This window comes from Leptolyngbya sp. AN02str, assembly GCF_050565595.1.
Taxonomy (GTDB): Bacteria; Cyanobacteriota; Cyanobacteriia; order Elainellales; family Elainellaceae; genus Kaiparowitsia.
In genome coordinates this window covers 55,296-71,518 of the sequence record NZ_JBNXVR010000025.1, presented here as the reverse complement: position 1 = coordinate 71,518, position 16,223 = coordinate 55,296, and the positions used below count along the sequence as shown (strand labels likewise).

General features: G+C 52.1%; 17 protein-coding genes. 7 read left to right on the top strand and 10 right to left on the bottom strand.

Annotated features, from left to right (window positions below; genetic code table 11):
• Positions 1–16 precede the first annotated feature (16 nt).
• The 10 genes from ACQ4M4_RS18290 to ACQ4M4_RS18245 form a co-directional block, all read right to left on the bottom strand.
• On the bottom strand, positions 17–553 hold the full coding sequence (locus ACQ4M4_RS18290; protein WP_430685888.1) for a phage tail protein: 537 nt from the start codon (positions 551–553) through the stop codon (positions 17–19).
• Between the two features lie 67 nt (positions 554–620).
• Positions 621–881, bottom strand: coding sequence for a hypothetical protein (locus ACQ4M4_RS18285; RefSeq protein WP_430685887.1), 261 nt, complete (start codon positions 879–881; stop codon positions 621–623).
• A gap of 20 nt (positions 882–901) precedes the next feature.
• The gene (locus tag ACQ4M4_RS18280; protein ID WP_430685886.1) at positions 902–1,087 is read right to left on the bottom strand and encodes a DUF6760 family protein; all 186 of its coding nucleotides are present in this window, start codon (positions 1,085–1,087) and stop codon (positions 902–904) included.
• Positions 1,039–1,416, bottom strand: coding sequence for a phage tail assembly protein (locus ACQ4M4_RS18275; protein WP_430685885.1), 378 nt, complete (start codon positions 1,414–1,416; stop codon positions 1,039–1,041). The genes ACQ4M4_RS18280 and ACQ4M4_RS18275 overlap by 49 nt, the downstream gene beginning before the upstream one ends.
• Before the next feature lie 21 nt (positions 1,417–1,437).
• Complete coding sequence (locus tag ACQ4M4_RS18270; protein ID WP_430685884.1) at positions 1,438–1,761, bottom strand: hypothetical protein; 324 nt, start codon at positions 1,759–1,761, stop codon at positions 1,438–1,440.
• Positions 1,762–1,775: 14 nt separating this feature from the next.
• Complete coding sequence (locus ACQ4M4_RS18265) at positions 1,776–2,273, bottom strand: phage tail protein (RefSeq protein WP_430685883.1); 498 nt, start codon at positions 2,271–2,273, stop codon at positions 1,776–1,778.
• Between the two features lie 102 nt (positions 2,274–2,375).
• Positions 2,376–2,870 (bottom strand): phage tail protein, encoded by a 495-nt coding sequence (locus tag ACQ4M4_RS18260; protein WP_430685882.1) that lies wholly within the window; start codon positions 2,868–2,870, stop codon positions 2,376–2,378.
• A gap of 123 nt (positions 2,871–2,993) precedes the next feature.
• On the bottom strand, positions 2,994–3,461 hold the full coding sequence (locus tag ACQ4M4_RS18255) for a phage tail protein (RefSeq protein ID WP_430685881.1): 468 nt from the start codon (positions 3,459–3,461) through the stop codon (positions 2,994–2,996).
• A 206-nt stretch (positions 3,462–3,667) separates the two neighbouring features.
• Positions 3,668–5,374, bottom strand: coding sequence for a phage tail sheath family protein (locus ACQ4M4_RS18250; protein ID WP_430685880.1), 1,707 nt, complete (start codon positions 5,372–5,374; stop codon positions 3,668–3,670).
• A 176-nt stretch (positions 5,375–5,550) separates the two neighbouring features.
• The gene (locus ACQ4M4_RS18245) at positions 5,551–6,087 is read right to left on the bottom strand and encodes a Pvc16 family protein (RefSeq protein ID WP_430685879.1); all 537 of its coding nucleotides are present in this window, start codon (positions 6,085–6,087) and stop codon (positions 5,551–5,553) included.
• Positions 6,088–6,788: 701 nt separating this feature from the next.
• On the opposite strand from ACQ4M4_RS18245, the gene ACQ4M4_RS18240 reads away from it, so the two are divergent.
• The 7 genes from ACQ4M4_RS18240 (at position 6,789) to ACQ4M4_RS18210 (ending at position 16,096) form a co-directional block, all read left to right on the top strand.
• Positions 6,789–7,967, top strand: coding sequence for a sensor histidine kinase (locus tag ACQ4M4_RS18240; RefSeq protein WP_430685878.1), 1,179 nt, complete (start codon positions 6,789–6,791; stop codon positions 7,965–7,967).
• Positions 7,968–8,022: 55 nt separating this feature from the next.
• Positions 8,023–8,700, top strand: a complete 678-nt coding sequence (locus tag ACQ4M4_RS18235) for a response regulator (RefSeq protein ID WP_430685877.1) — start codon at positions 8,023–8,025, stop codon at positions 8,698–8,700.
• Positions 8,697–9,986: a DUF4255 domain-containing protein gene (locus ACQ4M4_RS18230; RefSeq protein WP_430685876.1), complete on the top strand. Its 1,290-nt coding sequence runs from the start codon at positions 8,697–8,699 to the stop codon at positions 9,984–9,986. Before ACQ4M4_RS18235 ends, ACQ4M4_RS18230 begins: the two co-directional genes overlap by 4 nt.
• Before the next feature lie 211 nt (positions 9,987–10,197).
• Positions 10,198–12,186: a VgrG-related protein gene (locus ACQ4M4_RS18225; protein WP_430685875.1), complete on the top strand. Its 1,989-nt coding sequence runs from the start codon at positions 10,198–10,200 to the stop codon at positions 12,184–12,186.
• Positions 12,187–12,206: 20 nt separating this feature from the next.
• Positions 12,207–12,599, top strand: a complete 393-nt coding sequence (locus ACQ4M4_RS18220) for a DUF4280 domain-containing protein (protein WP_430685874.1) — start codon at positions 12,207–12,209, stop codon at positions 12,597–12,599.
• Entirely contained in the window at positions 12,596–14,110 is a 1,515-nt protein-coding gene (locus ACQ4M4_RS18215) for a cache domain-containing protein (RefSeq protein ID WP_430685873.1), read from the top strand. Before ACQ4M4_RS18220 ends, ACQ4M4_RS18215 begins: the two co-directional genes overlap by 4 nt.
• Before the next feature lie 3 nt (positions 14,111–14,113).
• Positions 14,114–16,096, top strand: coding sequence for an ATP-binding protein (locus ACQ4M4_RS18210; protein ID WP_430685872.1), 1,983 nt, complete (start codon positions 14,114–14,116; stop codon positions 16,094–16,096).
• Positions 16,097–16,223: the final 127 nt, after the last annotated feature.

Sequence of the window (16,223 nt, the reverse complement as noted above, 5' to 3'; positions counted from 1 at the left end):
CCATCCCGCTAGATAGTTAGTTACTCGAAAAGTATCCCGACTGACCCCGACCTTCTAGAATCGAAGCTCCGCCGCTCTTGGTTTTGAACGTGACTTTTATACCTTCGTATGCCAGCGTTAACTCCTCGATTGCTGCTGTGGTTGCATGGGCCTGAAGACCGGGTGCTTTCCATCCAGTGGCGATCGCTCCAATCAGCGTCCAACATTGCATGATTTCACCAGCCTGGTTGAACACAAGAATATTGACATTGCGACGATGGTTTTTGATGGCCTGGTTACCAGTCCGCTGAGCCATCAGGGGGGAAATCCAATCCCAAAAAACAGAACTATCGCTCAGTCCACGGCGCAGCGTTACATCAGAAAATTCACTTTGGCCTAACAGCACTCGCTGCTGTTCGTTGACTCCGCCTTCAAACAAAACTTCCTTTTTGACCTGAACGCCGAGTCCATCGCACTCTGTAAAAGATGCGGTAAGTTGGCTTTCAATTTCAACATAGAATCGGTTAGCGGTAACGTAGTTAAGTTCTTGAGTGATATTTCCGTTTTTGCTCATTGCGATCGCCTGCACTTACTTGCAATCCATTTCCACATGTGCCCAATCATCACCATCACCGATTGATTTACCATCTACGACCGTATCCACCCGATCGTTCTCGCTGCCGTTGTATATCCTGCTGCAATAGGGTATAAACGCGGTCGCACAAATATTGCATCGCTACTGGATCTTGCAAAATTTCAGCAGCTATTTGTAGTAATTCTTCCTGTTCATCCCCAGATGGCGTCGTGACTGTTGCCGATTTCAGCGGCACGTTTCCAAGCCCAATTGGCGGCTGTATTGTTTCCTGGGCTTGAGCAAATGTGGAAGCCGTGAATTTTGGCATAGGTCTCTGCTATGGGTGACTTAGGTTGTGAGGCGGTTAATCTGATCAATCCATTGGTTGCGATCGCGGTGTTCCAAACTCAAAATTTCATCGAGTGTCCAGTGCACCTGCATCGATAAAAACGCTACCTCCTCCCGCAGGTCTTGGGCGGGGTAGCTTACAATTCCCCCGCGAGCGATAAGTCGACCGAAAAGTTGTGGCGACATTGGGGACATTCGGCGGGAATATGAGCACGATTGGATTGGTTAATGCGGTTATAAAACTCTCGCAAATAGGCTAAATCGACAGTAAACAAGTCTTCTAAACTCAAGGGGGTAATCTCAGTCAAATTTCCTAACCGAGTAATCACCCGAGCAAACATGACCAAATCACCATATCCAGGATGAGCCTGGGCCGTGCGAGCGCGCTCTACTACCAGCTCATCCCGCGCCGTAGCCAACCGCATCACCCCGTCTCGATGTACGGAACCATCCGCTCCGGCTAGCCCACGTGGTAAAACAAATGCAAATTCCGTTGCAGGAAGAACCGAAGTCATCAATCATCCACTCAATCAAGGTTATGAAACGGCCGAAACCGGCATTGGCGATGGTTCTACTTCCAACTCATTAATGTGTCGATAAAAATTCTGCAAATAGCTCAAATCACAGGCAAATAAATCCTCAATCACCACAGGCGAAACGTCATCCAGTGCCCCCAATCGAGTAATCACCCGCGACAAAATGAGCACCGTTGCATAGGCCGGATTCGATCGCACCCGTGGGTCGCGCATTGGCACAATTTCGTCGATCGCCTTAGCTAACCGCATCGTCCCTTTGCGATGAATATTGTTATCCCCATCCAAGTACCCTTTGGGTAACTCAAATTCAAATTCTGTTTGCATTGGTCACTGTTTCCTCACTGCGCTTCAACCTTAACTCGCTTCAGCCCCTCTACCGCAATTTCTACTTCCTCCACCTCCAAACTGCCGCCCTCGGCTTTTACATCAGCAATGCTGTAACTGACGGGCCATGCTCCTTGAAATTCCAACCGAAACTGTTCCATCGCAGCTTGGTCGTAAATGACAAGAGATCCATCCCGTCGATGCTCTGCCCACTTGCCATCCTGCACTGCTTCCATCCAGTTCCAAAAGGTCATGGAGCACGTCAGTCCTCGCTTTAGCACCATATTGGTCACGCCAGAATTGCCGGGAAGTTTTGTGCTAACTACCCGGCCTGATGCATTCCCATCCTTACCCCATTTCTGAGGTGTAACATGCGAAAGCTCAATAACTTCTTGCGTGACTTTGAAGCCGCTGCATTCCATAAAATAGCCATCTACTGAATCTTTGCTACCAGCTAGCTTTAGTTCCAAATAGAAGCGACAGGTTGACAGAATTTCTGGAAACTCATTCACGATCGCTCCTCCACAGATAGCTTTACATCCATCCACCAGCTAGCGTTCAGCCAACAGCCAGCTACATCATTGGTATCGTTTAGATGGCGACTTTGCCTCCGCTTAGGGATCTTTCAACGAGAACTTCATCCGTTCAAATTGCAGCTCAAACGTCCAAGTCTCTAAATCGCTAGTCGTTGCCGTACGGGCAGGCACATCAAAGCTACTTGGCATCACATTTTGAAACTCGTACTTCACGCCAACTTTGGCATCGGTACCTGAATAGTACACATTAATGGTCATCGCTTTGCGCAGTTCCCGTGCCTTCGAGGCTTCACCCAAATTCGCTTTAGAAGCACAATCGCTGTACCATTTCCACAGCTTTTCGTCATCTCCTTGTTGATGCGCCCCTGGAATGAGAACTAGCTTGACCGAGCCATATTTGGGCTGGCTGGGGGTGCTGAGTACCAGAGCCTTGCCCTTTGGCCCAGAACCAATGGCATTTTCAGCACCCGATGGAGAAATATCCACTCCCCATCCGCTCGCTTCTTTCACAATCAAATTGGTGATACCTTCCAGCTCAACTGAAAAACTATCACTAGACAGATACTCAGGCATGGTGTTTCTCCGACATGATGACAGCGGTTGCTAATGAGGTGTTAATGAGGTTTGAATGCTTGCAAGAACGGAAATTTGCAAAGTGAACTCAACAGATATGTGAACTCTGTTGCAACGTAACCGTTATCCCGGATCAAACTGATCGACTTGAAGCGTAAAGGTTTCTTCCAAAATTCCGCCATCAATCGTTAGTTGACCAACTTCATACTTACAAACCCAGGCGCCCGACAGCTTCCAAGAATCAATTACCTTGCCAGCCGAGTCATAGGCGTCAATTGAGCCAGACGTGCGTGCGGCATCGGGAAATCCTTTGCCATCCTCTGACTTTGGCATGCATTCATTCAGCCAACCTCGCAAGATTGAGCTGGTACTGGCTTGATCGCCACTGGCTAAGGTGACGACTTTGATTTGCACGGCAGATTCTCGCTTTTTGGTCAAGGTTTGCCGTACGGCTCCCTTCTTTCCCGACATCAAGGTATCACCACCCTGCACATCGGTTTTGTAAGCGGGAACATCTACGGATTTCAACAGCAATGGATCACTGAATTTATCGAGCTTGAGTTCAAAATTCTCAACGGTAACAATTGGCATAGGTCCCAACTTCCCAATGACATGGATAGCAGTTTTTTAGATGAGGAAAAAGGCAAGGCTGGCATTAGAAGCTTGGTGAATGCATCGGACAGCTGCAATGATTGAAATGCCTTTTTCTAGGTGCAAAACATTTCAGGGTCCAAAACGGCAAAAGAGAGCAGTTTTTTGTAGAGTTTTGCTACAAAAAACTGCTCATCGGAGCCCGTTTATTGGCCAGGTGCCCATTGGCTAATGCGGAAGATGACAAATTCTGCTGGACGGACGGGGCATACTCCAACTTCAATGTAGAGCCGACCCAGCATCATCGTTTCGTGGGTGTTCAGTTCGCCATCACACTTGACGTAGAAGGCCTCGCTGGGAGAGCCGCCAAATAAGGCACCTTCGCGCCATAGCCGCTCCAAGAAATTGCTCACGGTGCGAGTTACCCGTGCCCATAGGTCTTGGTCGTTGGGCTCGAATACGACCCACTGCGTGCCAATTTCAATGGATTTTTCGATGTAGCTGAGCAAACGGCGAACGCTGATGTAGCGCCATTGTACGTTGTCGGGTTCAACGAGCGTGCGAGCGCCCCATACCTTGAAGCCTCGGTTGTAATTGGCAAAGTTGCGAATACAGTTAATGCCCATTGGGTTGAGCAGTTCTTGCTCTCGCATGTTGGTTTCGTAGGCGAGCCCTAAAACTCCGCGTGGCGTTTCGTTGGCGGGTGCTTTGAACACTCCCCGCGATTCGTCGGTGCGGCACCAAATGCCCATCATGTGTCCGCTGGGTGGCACCATGATGGGGCGGCCCCCATTACGAGGGTTGGCAACTTTGATCCAGGGATAGTACAGCGAACCAAACATGGAGCGACGGTTGAACATGCTAAGCCATTGGGCAACATCTTGGGGCTTTTGCTGTTCGGGGGCAACGGCGCTCATGCCTTTGCCCGGTTTGATGGGTGGCGCATCCAGTACGGCCATGCGGTAGGCGGGGCCGGGGAAGGAGTTTTCGCACATGCTCAGCATCATTTCCATGACGCCATGCACCTGGTCGATATCCATGAGCCCTTCTTGGTAAACCCGCATCAGGTCGGGGCAGGCGATCATGGCGGCTTCGTCAATTTCGAACATGCCCTGCATACCGGTGCGGTCGTCGCGTTGGCCCTGGAGGTCGCGCGAGAAGCGGTTTTCGGGGGAGATGTAGGGGGGAGGAGCCAGTTCGTAGATTCCGTTGGCGGGACGGCGGGACAGCGGCTGACCTGCCATGGAAATGTCGGCTAGGGCAACGTATTCTGACTCGGCTAAGGCGGTGAGTACGTAATCTGCTACCTCGGTTTCTGGCTCGGGATTCATGGTGAGGTGGGGATAGCTCTCCAACACTTCGCCATTGCGAGTAACCGATACACTGAAAAATTCGCCCGTGTTCATGGGCGGTTCAGCATCTTCGGCGGCGTCTTCTGGGAGCGGCTTGGGGGTGCTGTCTTCAATCAAAACCTGAACGCGGCCACTATCGCCTGCGGCGGGGAGGGCTGGAGCATCGGCCTGGGCTTGCAGGTTAAACCGTAGGGAGGGTTTGCCGTTGGAGGTGGGTAGTTTATAGCCTGTGTCTTCGGGTGGGGGTGCTTCGGAGCCGGGGAGCCGAGTGCCAATGCTGGTGACCCAGCAGCGACCGCCGCCATTGAGGAACCAACCGTTGACGGCGAAGGGCAGGTAAGCGTTGAAGTCGGTGTAACCGTCGGAACCGGGTTTGCCAAAGTATTCTAAATATTGGTTCCAGTTGGTGACGAGCATGGGTTTGAAGAGTTCGGCATCACCGCGCACGTCTTCGGTAAATCCGATGAAGCCGCCGACACTTAGGCTGACCCCTTCGATGGGGCGACTACCCCGGTCAACTTCTTCAACGTAAACACCTGGTGCAAAGTAATCTAATGCCATAGGAAGGGTTCCTTCTTCAAGAAAATTGATGTCAAGCGAACTGGACCAAATTGAGGGCTAGGTGGGGCGATCGCCTCGGGGTGTCGCACTGGAAAGACTGGCACTGGAACGATGGGCTGTGAACGTGTTAGCTGGTTGATGGGCGTGGTTTGAGCCGCATGGGTGGTTGTGAACCGTTAGGGTGGGGCGTGAGGCAAGTGCGTTTCTGCCAGAGAGGGGCGCTGTAGCGTTGGAACTTCGAATGGGATGGCCACGATGATTTGCAGGGCGGGTTGAAGGGGAATGCCAATGACGCTCCAAAAGGTTGACTGGGCCATGAGCGTCATGGGAGCAACGCTAAGAGGGAGTTCACCGTAATGCTTGAATGCAGGCGAAAGAAACGCCGTAGGAATGCAAGGGTGTTGCAGCAGCATGGTGAGACTTTCGGACAGGAGGTGGTGTTCGCCTAAGGTGGTGTGATCTCGTGCGGTGAGCACAAAGATGGCATTGAACCAGTGGAGCGGTTGAGCGGTGGCGGTGGGGTGGGTCTGCGTGTAAGGCGGAACGGGAGGATAGGGTTTTGGGGTTTCTTGAATCTCGTAGAGATAAAGATTTAGGTAAGGCTTGCACCCGCTATCAAGACCTGGATAACCGAAGTCAATCTGTTCTGTATCTGTTAGCGAGGTTCCTGAAACGAGAATGTTGGCTACTGCCTGGGCGATCGCAGGAATCATAAACCGTGATCGAATGAGCTCGCAGGTTTAGCTTAGTTTTGGCGGTGTCTGGGCGTTATTAGACTTAGGTCGAAAATTTTGGAGAGAGAATCTTAGTGGGATGAGGCTGGTTTTGCTTATGTTGCGATACGTGACTAAGAGTTGGCTGACTGCGGCTGAAAACAAAAGGAAACCTTAATTTTCTAAGCAGTCTTTAAAAAACAATGCTCCTATGGGTAGAGATTATTGCTAAAGCAAACGGATCGTTCATTCCGTTACTTCATAGTTGTCAAGCATCTACAGCGCACGGAATGAGGTTCAAAAGGCTGAGCTTTCGCATGCTGGGATCAGTTGATAGGGGGACTTGACCTAAACGAGTGAATTTCTCTTTTGCAACCATTGATGGAGTTCCTGCTCAATAAAGTTTTGATGCAAGATGAGCATTGAAAAAAAATTGCTGTGAGATGCTATGGAAGATGCTAGCGAAATCACTCTGATAGAACAGGAGCATTTGACCCGTCTACCGTTTTAAGCAGTTGGTAAACAGCAAGCGAAACGAACGTTCTGTTTCGATCATTCGTTGAGATAAGAGCAGGTAAGTTCTTGTCTGTGCTCGCTTGATCCGCCAATCGTCCCTTTCTGTGTCGGTTTGTTGAAGTTAGGGTTGCTTGCGATCGCCCTGGGTATTGATGTTGTTCCTTCAGGACGTTAACGGTTGTCTTATGATTCAAGCTGCGCCAGCTGACGAGAAGCCATCGATTGTTGAGCCAATTGAACCGTGTGCGGTCGGGCAGTTGCAGTTAATGCGGTTGGTGCGTCAGGTATCGGCGATCGCAGGCTGGTTGATTTATCCGCATCCGTTGCTCAACCCCGCATCCCATCAACGGCAAGCTCTGAAAGCTGTTGTGCGATCGCTGACGCCAGAGCAAGAGGCGTTGTGTCATGTTTGGGTTGCTGAAGAGTTTTTGCACGGCCTGGAACGCGACGAAAAGGAGCTTCAGCCTGATGTTTGGTGGTTTGAGTATGTGCCCTCGGCAAGCCCGGCCACGTTAATCTATGGGCTACGGTTTCGCGAGCTGCTCAGCCGACAGTGGGCTTATGTGTTGCTGTGGGGCAACTGTTCGGCAGCGGCACTGGAGCCGCAGCAACTTGCCCTAGAAGTTGATGTTTTTCAGCAAGCGATCGCGCTAGATCGGCAGCGCGATCGCTTGCTGAAAAAGGTTGAGTATTGCAAACAGGTTTTGCGACGCATTGAACACCAGGTGCGCCATCCGTTGGCCGTGATTCATCTTTACGCATCCAACTTGTATCGCAGCTTGAGCCAAGAGCCCGAACGGTTACAGGTGGTTGCCATTCGAGATGCCGTGCGACACTTAAGCGATCACTTGGCGGATATGTTAGCTGGCTGCCAGCGAACGCACATTCAGTCTGAGATGTGTGACATGCTATCGCTGCTGGAAGATGTAGGACAGGGATTGCAACTATTGGTTCAAGACAAACAGGTGCACCTTGTTTGGCCGACTCAGCCGTTGCAGATGATGGGCGATCGCGCTCAGCTAATGCAACTTTTTGAAAACTTGCTGCACAATGCATTGTGTTTTAGTCCGCAGCATGGGCAAATTAGCATTCATTGGCAACGGTTTCATCGAGAAGTCCTCATTACGATTGCTGATCAAGGCCCTGGGCTCACGCCAGTTGATCTCCAGCATTTGTTTCAGGCTCACTATTCCAATCGTCCTCAGGGAACGGGTTTAGGATTGGCGATCGCCCATCAAATTGTGCAAGATCACGGCGGCCAAATTTGGGCTGACAATTTGCCAAATGGTGGGGCACAGTTCTCGATTGCGTTTCCGCTACCTTCTCCAATCTCGTCTCCCACTTCAACCAAACACGATGCTTAGATCAATGTGCTGCTGCCTCTCTGCACCTTGCGATGAAAAGGATAGCTGCTGACCTATGGAGCATTCACGTCCGATCTCTTTACTTTTAGTTGATGATTCTCAACCGTTTCGCCAAGGCATTCGCACCTTATTAAATTTTTGTAATGCCAATGCTGCCGCACAGTTTGAGGTGGTTGGAGAAGCGGTCACCGCTGAACAAGCGCTGCATTTGGTCAAGCTTCATCATCCCATGCTGGTGCTGTTGGATATGGAGCTGGTGCAAAGTGACGGCATTACTGTACTCACAGAGCTGCAAGGCATGCCCAACTCGCCCAAGATCTTAGCGCTGTCGGTGCATCGAGAAGATGAATGGGTGTTTCGAGCGATGCAGGCTGGAGCCCAAGGCTATTTATGCAAGGATCATGTCGCCGATCAGTTGGTGGATGCGATTATGACGATTCTGCGAGATGAGGTATATCTCTCGCCAGCGATCGCCGCCAGCTTTTTTCGATTGTTTCACTTTTATGCTGGCCAATCTCTACAGGCGTGCCGCTCTATTCACTTAACCGATCGCGAACGTGAAGTGTTGCACTGGTTGGCGCAAGGTGCCTCAAATGATGCGATCGCCCAGCATTTGCATGTTACGGTGGCGACGGTCAAAGCGCATTTAACTGCCATTTTTGAAAAGTTGCGGGTTACAAGCCGCACCCAGGCCATTGTCAAGGCGCTAAAACTGGGGCTGGTATCGGTATGAGCAATCATTTGGCGATCGCCACGGTAACCGCAGCCTTGCAGCGAACGTTGCAGGCTAGCGTGCAGCGAGATGTCGAAGGGGTTCGCATTTCGACTGTGGCTCCCCATCGAGTTGGACAGGGCATTCCTGAAACTGGAATTAATCTGTTTCTCTATCACATCACCCGCAACAATGCGCTGAAAAGCCCCGACTCAACCGTTGCGCGATCGCGCAATAAGCAATCTCCCTGGCGTCATTCGGTGCTGGAACTGCACTATTTACTGAGCTTTTACGGCAACGAAGCCGAACTAGAACCGCAGCGTTTATTGGGCAGTACCGTGCGCACATTTAATGATTGCACGAGCCTGTCGCCTGTTCTGATTCAAGATACCCTCAGCGACTCTACTTTTACGTTTTTGGGGCTGTCCAACTTGGCGAACCAAGTGCAAGAGCTGCAAATTATTCCCGAAGATTTGTCTTTGGAAGATTTGTCAAAGCTGTGGTCGGTATTTGTGCAAACGCCCTATAGCCTATCTATCGCTTACAAGGTGATGGCAGTAGTCATTGATGGCGAAGAGCCCTCACAACAGGCCCTGCCCGTGCGCGATCGCCCAATTCATGGCATTTCTCCCTTCCTCAGTCGTCCGCAAATCGATCAGGTCATGGCAGAGGGTGGCCGGATGCAGCTCATTCTGCCTGATAGCACCCTGCTCATTCAAGGTCGCCAGCTTCAGGGCATTTACACTCAGGTTCGCATTGGCGGGCTAGATGTCGTTCCGCGGGAAGTCAGCTCAACTCAGTTGCTGCTGCCCCTTGCGACCGTTGCTCCGCAGGCCCTGCGGGCGGGTGTGCAAAGTTTGCAAGTGGTTCAGCGCGCTGCCATGACCTTTCCGGGCCACGATGCCAATGCCCCTCAGCCTTGCGTCGTCTCTAACCCCGCCCCGTTTAGCCTGTGTCCGGTGATTAAGTCGATTCACGTTTCTCAGCTAGACATGGTGGATGAGGAGCATTGTTCTGCGGTGCTTCAGCTAGAAGTAAGCCCCCGCATTGCCCCTGAGCAAATTGTGCTGTTCTCGCTCTACGAGTGGTCGGTATCGCAACCTGCCACGTTTTTGGTCGATGTGCCGCCACGTTCCCACGAAACGTCGGAACTAACCGTTGTGCTGCGGCTGATCAAACCTGGCGAATACCTTGTGCGGATCGTGGTGGATGGAGCCGAAAGTCCGCTTGGGGTCGATCTCGACCCCGATAGTCCAACCTACAACTGGTTTGATAGCCCGCGTGTGGTGCTGCGAACCGAATCCTAACCCATTCCCCGAAGACACCCCGTGAGAGACCGTGATTCGCGACAGCTTGCCAGACGGTTGACATGTCCCCCACCCAGCCAGATTGAAGGGTTCCCCTGCTTGGATGAGCCCAACACTCGACTTTTGTTGAATATCGTTTTGCCAAGGCACCTTCTAGGGTAGGTGCGAGAGATCCTCTACGTTCCCACGGTTGGTGGGTGTGCGATCGCCTATGTGTCCAGCAGTTGTTTCCTACATTCCCCAGCCCACTATCAAAATTAGCGGAGAATTTGCCCCACCGGACTTGTTGGAAGATTTGGTGCAAATCTCCATCGAAGAAAGTCTTCATCTTCCTGGAATGTTTACCTTCATGTTTCGGAATGATTACTTTTCCGGGCGGGAAGAAGATGCAACGTGGAAATATACAGATCTGTTTAAGCTGGGAAATACCGTGCAGGTCGGGTTTGTCTCCAGCACCACGGAAGCAACGGAATTTTCAGAAGCGGAAGATGGCACGGTGTTTGATGGCGAAATTACCGCTGTCGAAGCCCACTTTACCAGCCAAGCCGAAGCGCCAATCATTGTGCGGGGTTATGATGTTTCCCATCGCTTGCATCGAGGCCGCTACAGTCGCTCGTTTCAAAATGAAACCGACTCCGACATTGTCAAAAAGATTGCCGGAGAAGTTGGCATTCCTATCGGAACGGTTGATGAAACCGGCGGCCCTTTTGGATATGGCGATATTAATGATGCCAATGGCTACATCTTTCAGCAAAACCAAACCAATATGGAATTTTTGCGATCGCGTGCAGCCCGCTACGGCTACGAGCTGTTTGTGCAAGACGGGAAGCTGTACTTTCGCAAACCAAAGCAGAATGCAAGCCTATCCTTGAAATGGCTCAAAGATCTGCACAGCTTTCGAGTACAGGTCACGAACGCCGAACAGGTCAGCAGCGTAGAAGTGCGAGGATGGGATATTCAAAAAAAAGCCCCCATCATTGAAACCAGCAATGCCAGCAATTCACTAACCACCACGCAATACGGCAAGGGCGAAGCCACCGCAACCTGCTTTAAAGGAAAACCGCCAACTCCCAAGCTCATCGTGGTCGATCAGTGTGTCAGTTCAAATAACGAGGCCCAAAAAATTGCGACTGCCCTGTGCGACGAACTTGGAGATGAGTTTGTGCAGGGAGATGCCATGAGCGAAGGTAACCCCAACCTCCGCCCTGGTAAGCTGGTGAAACTGGTGGGCTTGGGCCAGTATTCTGGCGATTACTACATCACCGCAACACGACACCTGTTTCACGAGCGAAAATATACCACCGAGTTTAGTGTGCGTGGGTTGCGGGGTGGCGACTTGCTGAGTATGCTTTCACCGCCCACCCAGTTGCAGCCAGGGCAAACATGCTTGGCGGCTATCGTAACCGATAACAAAGACCCCAAAGGCTGGGGACGAGTACGCGTCAAATTTCCTACCCTGACGGAAGAGCATGCCAGCTATTGGGCACGAGTCGTAACATTGGGCGCAGGCCCCAGCCGAGGCATGGATTGGCTCCCCGAAATTAATGATGAAGTTCTTGTCGCCTTTGAGCATGCTGATATTCATCGTCCCTACATTATTGGAAATGTATGGAACGGTATGGATGCGCCGCCGGAAGCGGTGGCAGAAAGTGTTGTGGATGGAAAAGTGCGCTTGCGTACCTTGAAAACCCGAGTTGGACACAAGCTGCAATTTGTTGAAGAAACAAAAGGTGCCAGCAAACAAGGCATGTATTTAGAAACAAAAGATAAGCATTATTTACACATCAACGATACGGATAAATATGCCGAGTTGAAAACAGTCGGAAAGATCTTTGCACGACTGGATGACCAAAATAAGAAGCTAGAGCTGCAAACTACGGGTGGTCATACCATGCTCATGAATGATCAAGCTTCTAGCCTACAACTAACTTCCAGTGGCTCTCTCCAAATTCAATCTGGCAAGACCGGTAAAACGAGTACCATTCAGGTTGATGGCGGTAGTATTACCCTAACGGGACAGCAGAGTATTACGCTCAAGGTGGGGCCAAGCTCTATTACCTTGAGCCCGTCTGGGATTGAGATTAAGGGAGTACAAGTTACGGTACAGGCCACCTCGAATGCAAAAGTTCAGGGCATGATGGTTGACATTCAAGGCTCGGGAATGACGAATGTGAAAGGTGGCATTGTCAAAATTAATTGATGCAGAGGGATAGAGCCAGTATGGCAATTCAAGTCGTCATGGGGGCAACCTTGCAGTGCAGCTTTGGGCTTGCTCCGAGTACGCTGGTGGTGGTGCCCAAAGGCCCGCCAGTCATGGATGGTGGACCTTTGGCTGCAACGATTATGGATCACATTCCCATCGCCAACATTCCGCCCTTTGGCATGTGTACGTCTTTGGCGAATCCGACTGTCGCAACGGCAACGACGGCTGCCTTAGGAGTGCTGACGCCCATGCCGTGCATTCCTGTAACTGCTGCCCCTTGGGTTCCGGGCTCATTGACAGTTCTGGTGAATAACTCTCCTGCCCTGAATAACAATTGCAAGTGCATGTGTACCTGGGGCGGAGTGATATCGATTTTGAATCCTGGTCAGCTAACGGTACAAATTCCATGAATGCATCCCCCCAGCCAAATGATACGCCTCATGCCAGCTCACTTCCACGGCCTGGAGCGATGGCTGGGAGCCCGGCTGATATTCCAGTTGGGAATTCGGCTGCGCCTGTGAATCGCTGGTTGTCGATTCGTTGGGTGTTGCCAGCAATGATGTTGCTTCCGGTGGTGGTGGGTATGGGGCTGACGGGCCTGTTGGCGTTTCGCAGTAGTCGGTCTGCGGTTGCGGATTTGATCCAAGAAATTAGCGGTGAAGTGACCAATCGCATTGAACAACGGTTGGAAGATCGCATCGCTGAAATTGATTTGTTGAATAACTTGTTGGTGGCAGAGTTTAGTAATGGGGCGCTGGATTCGAGAAATCCAGATCGGGTGCGGCAATATTTTTGGCAGCTGGTGCGGTTTTCGCCGGGGGGAGATGCGCTGATATATGCCAATAATCAGGGTGAATTTGTGCAGGTGAAGCGCTTACAGAATGATGAATTTGATTTTTCGATTCGCAATGCTGCAACGGAAAATCAACGCCGGATTTATGCCTTGAATGCCCAGGGCGCGATCGCTGGTCCCCCTCAAGTGCAAAGCTTTGATCCACGGCAACGTCCCTGGTATCAAGCGGCGATCGCCACTCAATCTGCCGTGTGGACTGAGATTTACCAATCGGCCACACCGCCCGATCTCACCATTACGTTGGCCGTGCCAATTACGAACGAACGCGCCTCCATTTCAGAAGTTGTTGGAGTCGATGTGCATCTGCAATCCCTCAGTCAATTTTTGAACGGATTGCAGATTAGTAAAAATGGCAGAGCCTTCATTATTGAGCGGGTGGCGGGAGACAAAGGAGAACTCGTTGCGACATCGCAAGGATTGCCATTTCAGGCGCGAGTGGATGGGATGTTTCGCCTAGAGGCAACTGCCAGTACTGATGTGCAAATCCGCGAGACTGCTACCTATTTGAAAGAAACCTTTGGCGGCTTTTTGGCGGTTCCGACAGACCAACCATTGCTCTTTTATCTCCAAGGCGAGCGCCAATGGGTGGATGTGTATTCCTTCAAGGACAAGAACCTGGATTGGTTAGTGGTGGTGACGATTCCAGAAGCCGACTTTGCGGGAAAAATTTATCAAAGCGCTCAGCGCACGCTGCTGGCTGGTGGCTTGATTACGGCTGCCGTGACCCTGTTGAGCATTGTGCTGTCGCGATGGTTGGTTAACCCCATTGAGCGGCTAACCCGAGCGGCTGCGGAAATTAAACAAAACCGCTACCCGCTCAATGAGCTGGCAGAAATGACACCTCGACCCGATGAGTTTGGGGAACTGGCAGCGTTGTTTGAAGATATGGCGCTGGTGGTGAGTAGCCGAGAGCAGGGCCTGTCGGAGCAGGTAGCAGCCTTGCGGTCGGAAATTGCCAAACAGGGCAAGGTGGTGGACGAGAATGTGAGTTCGGTGATCAAGGTGCTGCAACAGTCCAAGCAGGTACGCCAAACTTACGATACCCGCCAACCGAGTTCCCAGGAGTAAGCGATGCCTGCCCTGCTGCCAACCCCAACGGACTGGTACGAGGCCAACTATCGCGGCTTGATGGGGGCGATCGCCCAGTTGCGCCACAGGTTGCAGTACCATGCCGAGGCGGAGTCTGCTGATGCTGCAGCGTGGACAACCTTGGAATCTGCCTCAACCTCGTTTGATTCGGCTCAACAAGATGACCCTGTGGCTTTGAAGCGATTGTGCCAGCTGTTGGGGCTGTCTGCCTTTGAGCGGGATGTGATTTTGCTGGGGGCTGGCATGGAGTTAGATCCCGCCTGGGGCAATGTGTGTGCATCGGCTCAGCGGCACCCTCAGCGGGTATATCCTACGTGGGGGCTGGCGTTGGCGATCGCCCCATCTCCCCACTGGTCCGCGCTGCAGCCCGATGCACCTTTGCGCCGCTGGCGGTTGATGGATATTGGCCCCGGAGATGCCCTGACCACCAGCCCCCTGCGGCTTGATGAGCAGGTGATGCACTATTTGCTTGGACAATGCTCGCTGGATGAACGGCTGTTGCGCTTGGGAGCCAGCCGCATGGTGCCGCAGGAGGTAGTGGCGTCGCACCGGGTACTGGCCGAGCAGTTGGCCCACCTGTGGGTGCAGGCTTCGCAAGAGCAGCGCCCCTTTCCGCTGGTGCAACTGTGGGGGCCAGATCGAGACAGTTTAGGGGCGATCGCTGCTACGGCATGCGAGTCGCTAGATCTGGAATTGTGGGCAATCACGGCGGAAACTCTGCCCACAGACCCAACCCAGGTGCAGTTAATTCACGATTTGGCAGCGCGGGAGTGGCAGCTCAATCGACGGGTGCTCTTACTCAATTGCGAAACTTTGGATGGTGTCAACCGAGACCGCGAGTGGGCGATCGCCCATCTGTGCGATACCTTAACGGCTCCCTTCATTCTCACCACTCAAGAGCGACGAGCACCCTCACGGCGATCGCAGGTCAGCATGGAGGTTTCCATTCCCAGCGCTCACGAGCAGCGCCAAGTGTGGGAACACCAGCTCGCAGAGCGGACGATCTCGCTCAATGGCCATATCGATAGCCTGGTCGATCATTTCAACCTCAGTCGGACTGCCATCGAAACCATTTGCGGTACGGTTCAAACTGTTTCAGAACAGACATTGCTGCCCGCTCTGTGGGAAGCCTGCCGCAGCCACGCCCGCCCCCACCTCGACGCCCTAGCCCAGCGCATTGCTCCCAGTGCAACGTGGGATGATTTGATCTTGCCGGAAAAGGAACTCAGTATTTTGCAAGAGGCGGCAGCCCATGTGCGCCAGCGAGCCAAGGTTTACGAGCATTGGGGGTTTGGTAATCGAGGGCAGCGGGGGCTGGGTATTAGCGCGTTATTTGCGGGGGGAAGCGGCACTGGCAAAACCCTGGCTGCCGAAATTTTGGGTGGGGTCTTGCAGTTGGATGTGTATCGCATTGACCTGAGTGCAGTGGTGAGCAAGTACATTGGCGAAACAGAAAAGAATTTGCGGCGCGTATTTGATGCGGCAGAGGGCGGCGGCGTGATTTTGCTGTTTGATGAGGCGGATGCTTTATTTGGCAAACGCACAGAGGTGAAGGATTCTCACGATCGCCATGCCAACCTGGAGGTGAGCTATTTGCTGCAACGCATGGAGGCCTATCGTGGGCTGGCGATTCTTACCACCAATCTCAAAACCTCGTTGGATCAAGCGTTTTTGCGACGCATTCGATTTGTGGTGCAGTTTCCTTTTCCCGATGCGGTGCAGCGTGCCGAAATTTGGCGGCGCATTTTTCCAGCTCAAACACCTGTGGCTGATCTGGACTATGGCAAACTGGCCCGGTTGAATGTGCCCGGTGGCAACATTCGCAATATTGCGCTGAATGCTGCTTTTTTGGCCGCTGATGCAGGGGAAGCGATCGCCATGAAGCATATTCTCCAGGCGGCCCGCAGCGAATACATGAAGCTGGAGCGTCCTCTCACGGATGCCGAGGTAAAAGGCTGGGTTTAGGGCGGTAGATGAAGCATCGCCCATCCTCGACCAAGGTCTAAATCGGTTTTTTCGCTGGCCATGACAAAATTAAGGTATCCCATCAAGGTACCCGGAGCTTTGCCATGTCGCGTCACTCCCATCGCTT

Coding starts and splice junctions, on each gene's coding strand:
- ACQ4M4_RS18235 (WP_430685877.1), top strand. CDS start 8,023: ATGGAGCATTCACGTCCGATCTCTTTACTTTTAGTTGATGATTCTCAA.
- ACQ4M4_RS18220 (WP_430685874.1), top strand. CDS start 12,207: ATGGCAATTCAAGTCGTCATGGGGGCAACCTTGCAGTGCAGCTTTGGG.
- ACQ4M4_RS18275 (WP_430685885.1), bottom strand. CDS start 1,416: ATGACTTCGGTTCTTCCTGCAACGGAATTTGCATTTGTTTTACCACGT.
- ACQ4M4_RS18260 (WP_430685882.1), bottom strand. CDS start 2,870: ATGCCTGAGTATCTGTCTAGTGATAGTTTTTCAGTTGAGCTGGAAGGT.
- ACQ4M4_RS18245 (WP_430685879.1), bottom strand. CDS start 6,087: ATGATTCCTGCGATCGCCCAGGCAGTAGCCAACATTCTCGTTTCAGGA.
- ACQ4M4_RS18255 (WP_430685881.1), bottom strand. CDS start 3,461: ATGCCAATTGTTACCGTTGAGAATTTTGAACTCAAGCTCGATAAATTC.
- ACQ4M4_RS18210 (WP_430685872.1), top strand. CDS start 14,114: ATGCCTGCCCTGCTGCCAACCCCAACGGACTGGTACGAGGCCAACTAT.
- ACQ4M4_RS18240 (WP_430685878.1), top strand. CDS start 6,789: ATGATTCAAGCTGCGCCAGCTGACGAGAAGCCATCGATTGTTGAGCCA.
- ACQ4M4_RS18285 (WP_430685887.1), bottom strand. CDS start 881: ATGCCAAAATTCACGGCTTCCACATTTGCTCAAGCCCAGGAAACAATA.
- ACQ4M4_RS18250 (WP_430685880.1), bottom strand. CDS start 5,374: ATGGCATTAGATTACTTTGCACCAGGTGTTTACGTTGAAGAAGTTGAC.
- ACQ4M4_RS18215 (WP_430685873.1), top strand. CDS start 12,596: ATGAATGCATCCCCCCAGCCAAATGATACGCCTCATGCCAGCTCACTT.
- ACQ4M4_RS18225 (WP_430685875.1), top strand. CDS start 10,198: ATGTGTCCAGCAGTTGTTTCCTACATTCCCCAGCCCACTATCAAAATT.
- ACQ4M4_RS18270 (WP_430685884.1), bottom strand. CDS start 1,761: ATGCAAACAGAATTTGAATTTGAGTTACCCAAAGGGTACTTGGATGGG.
- ACQ4M4_RS18230 (WP_430685876.1), top strand. CDS start 8,697: ATGAGCAATCATTTGGCGATCGCCACGGTAACCGCAGCCTTGCAGCGA.
- ACQ4M4_RS18290 (WP_430685888.1), bottom strand. CDS start 553: ATGAGCAAAAACGGAAATATCACTCAAGAACTTAACTACGTTACCGCT.
- ACQ4M4_RS18280 (WP_430685886.1), bottom strand. CDS start 1,087: ATGTCGCCACAACTTTTCGGTCGACTTATCGCTCGCGGGGGAATTGTA.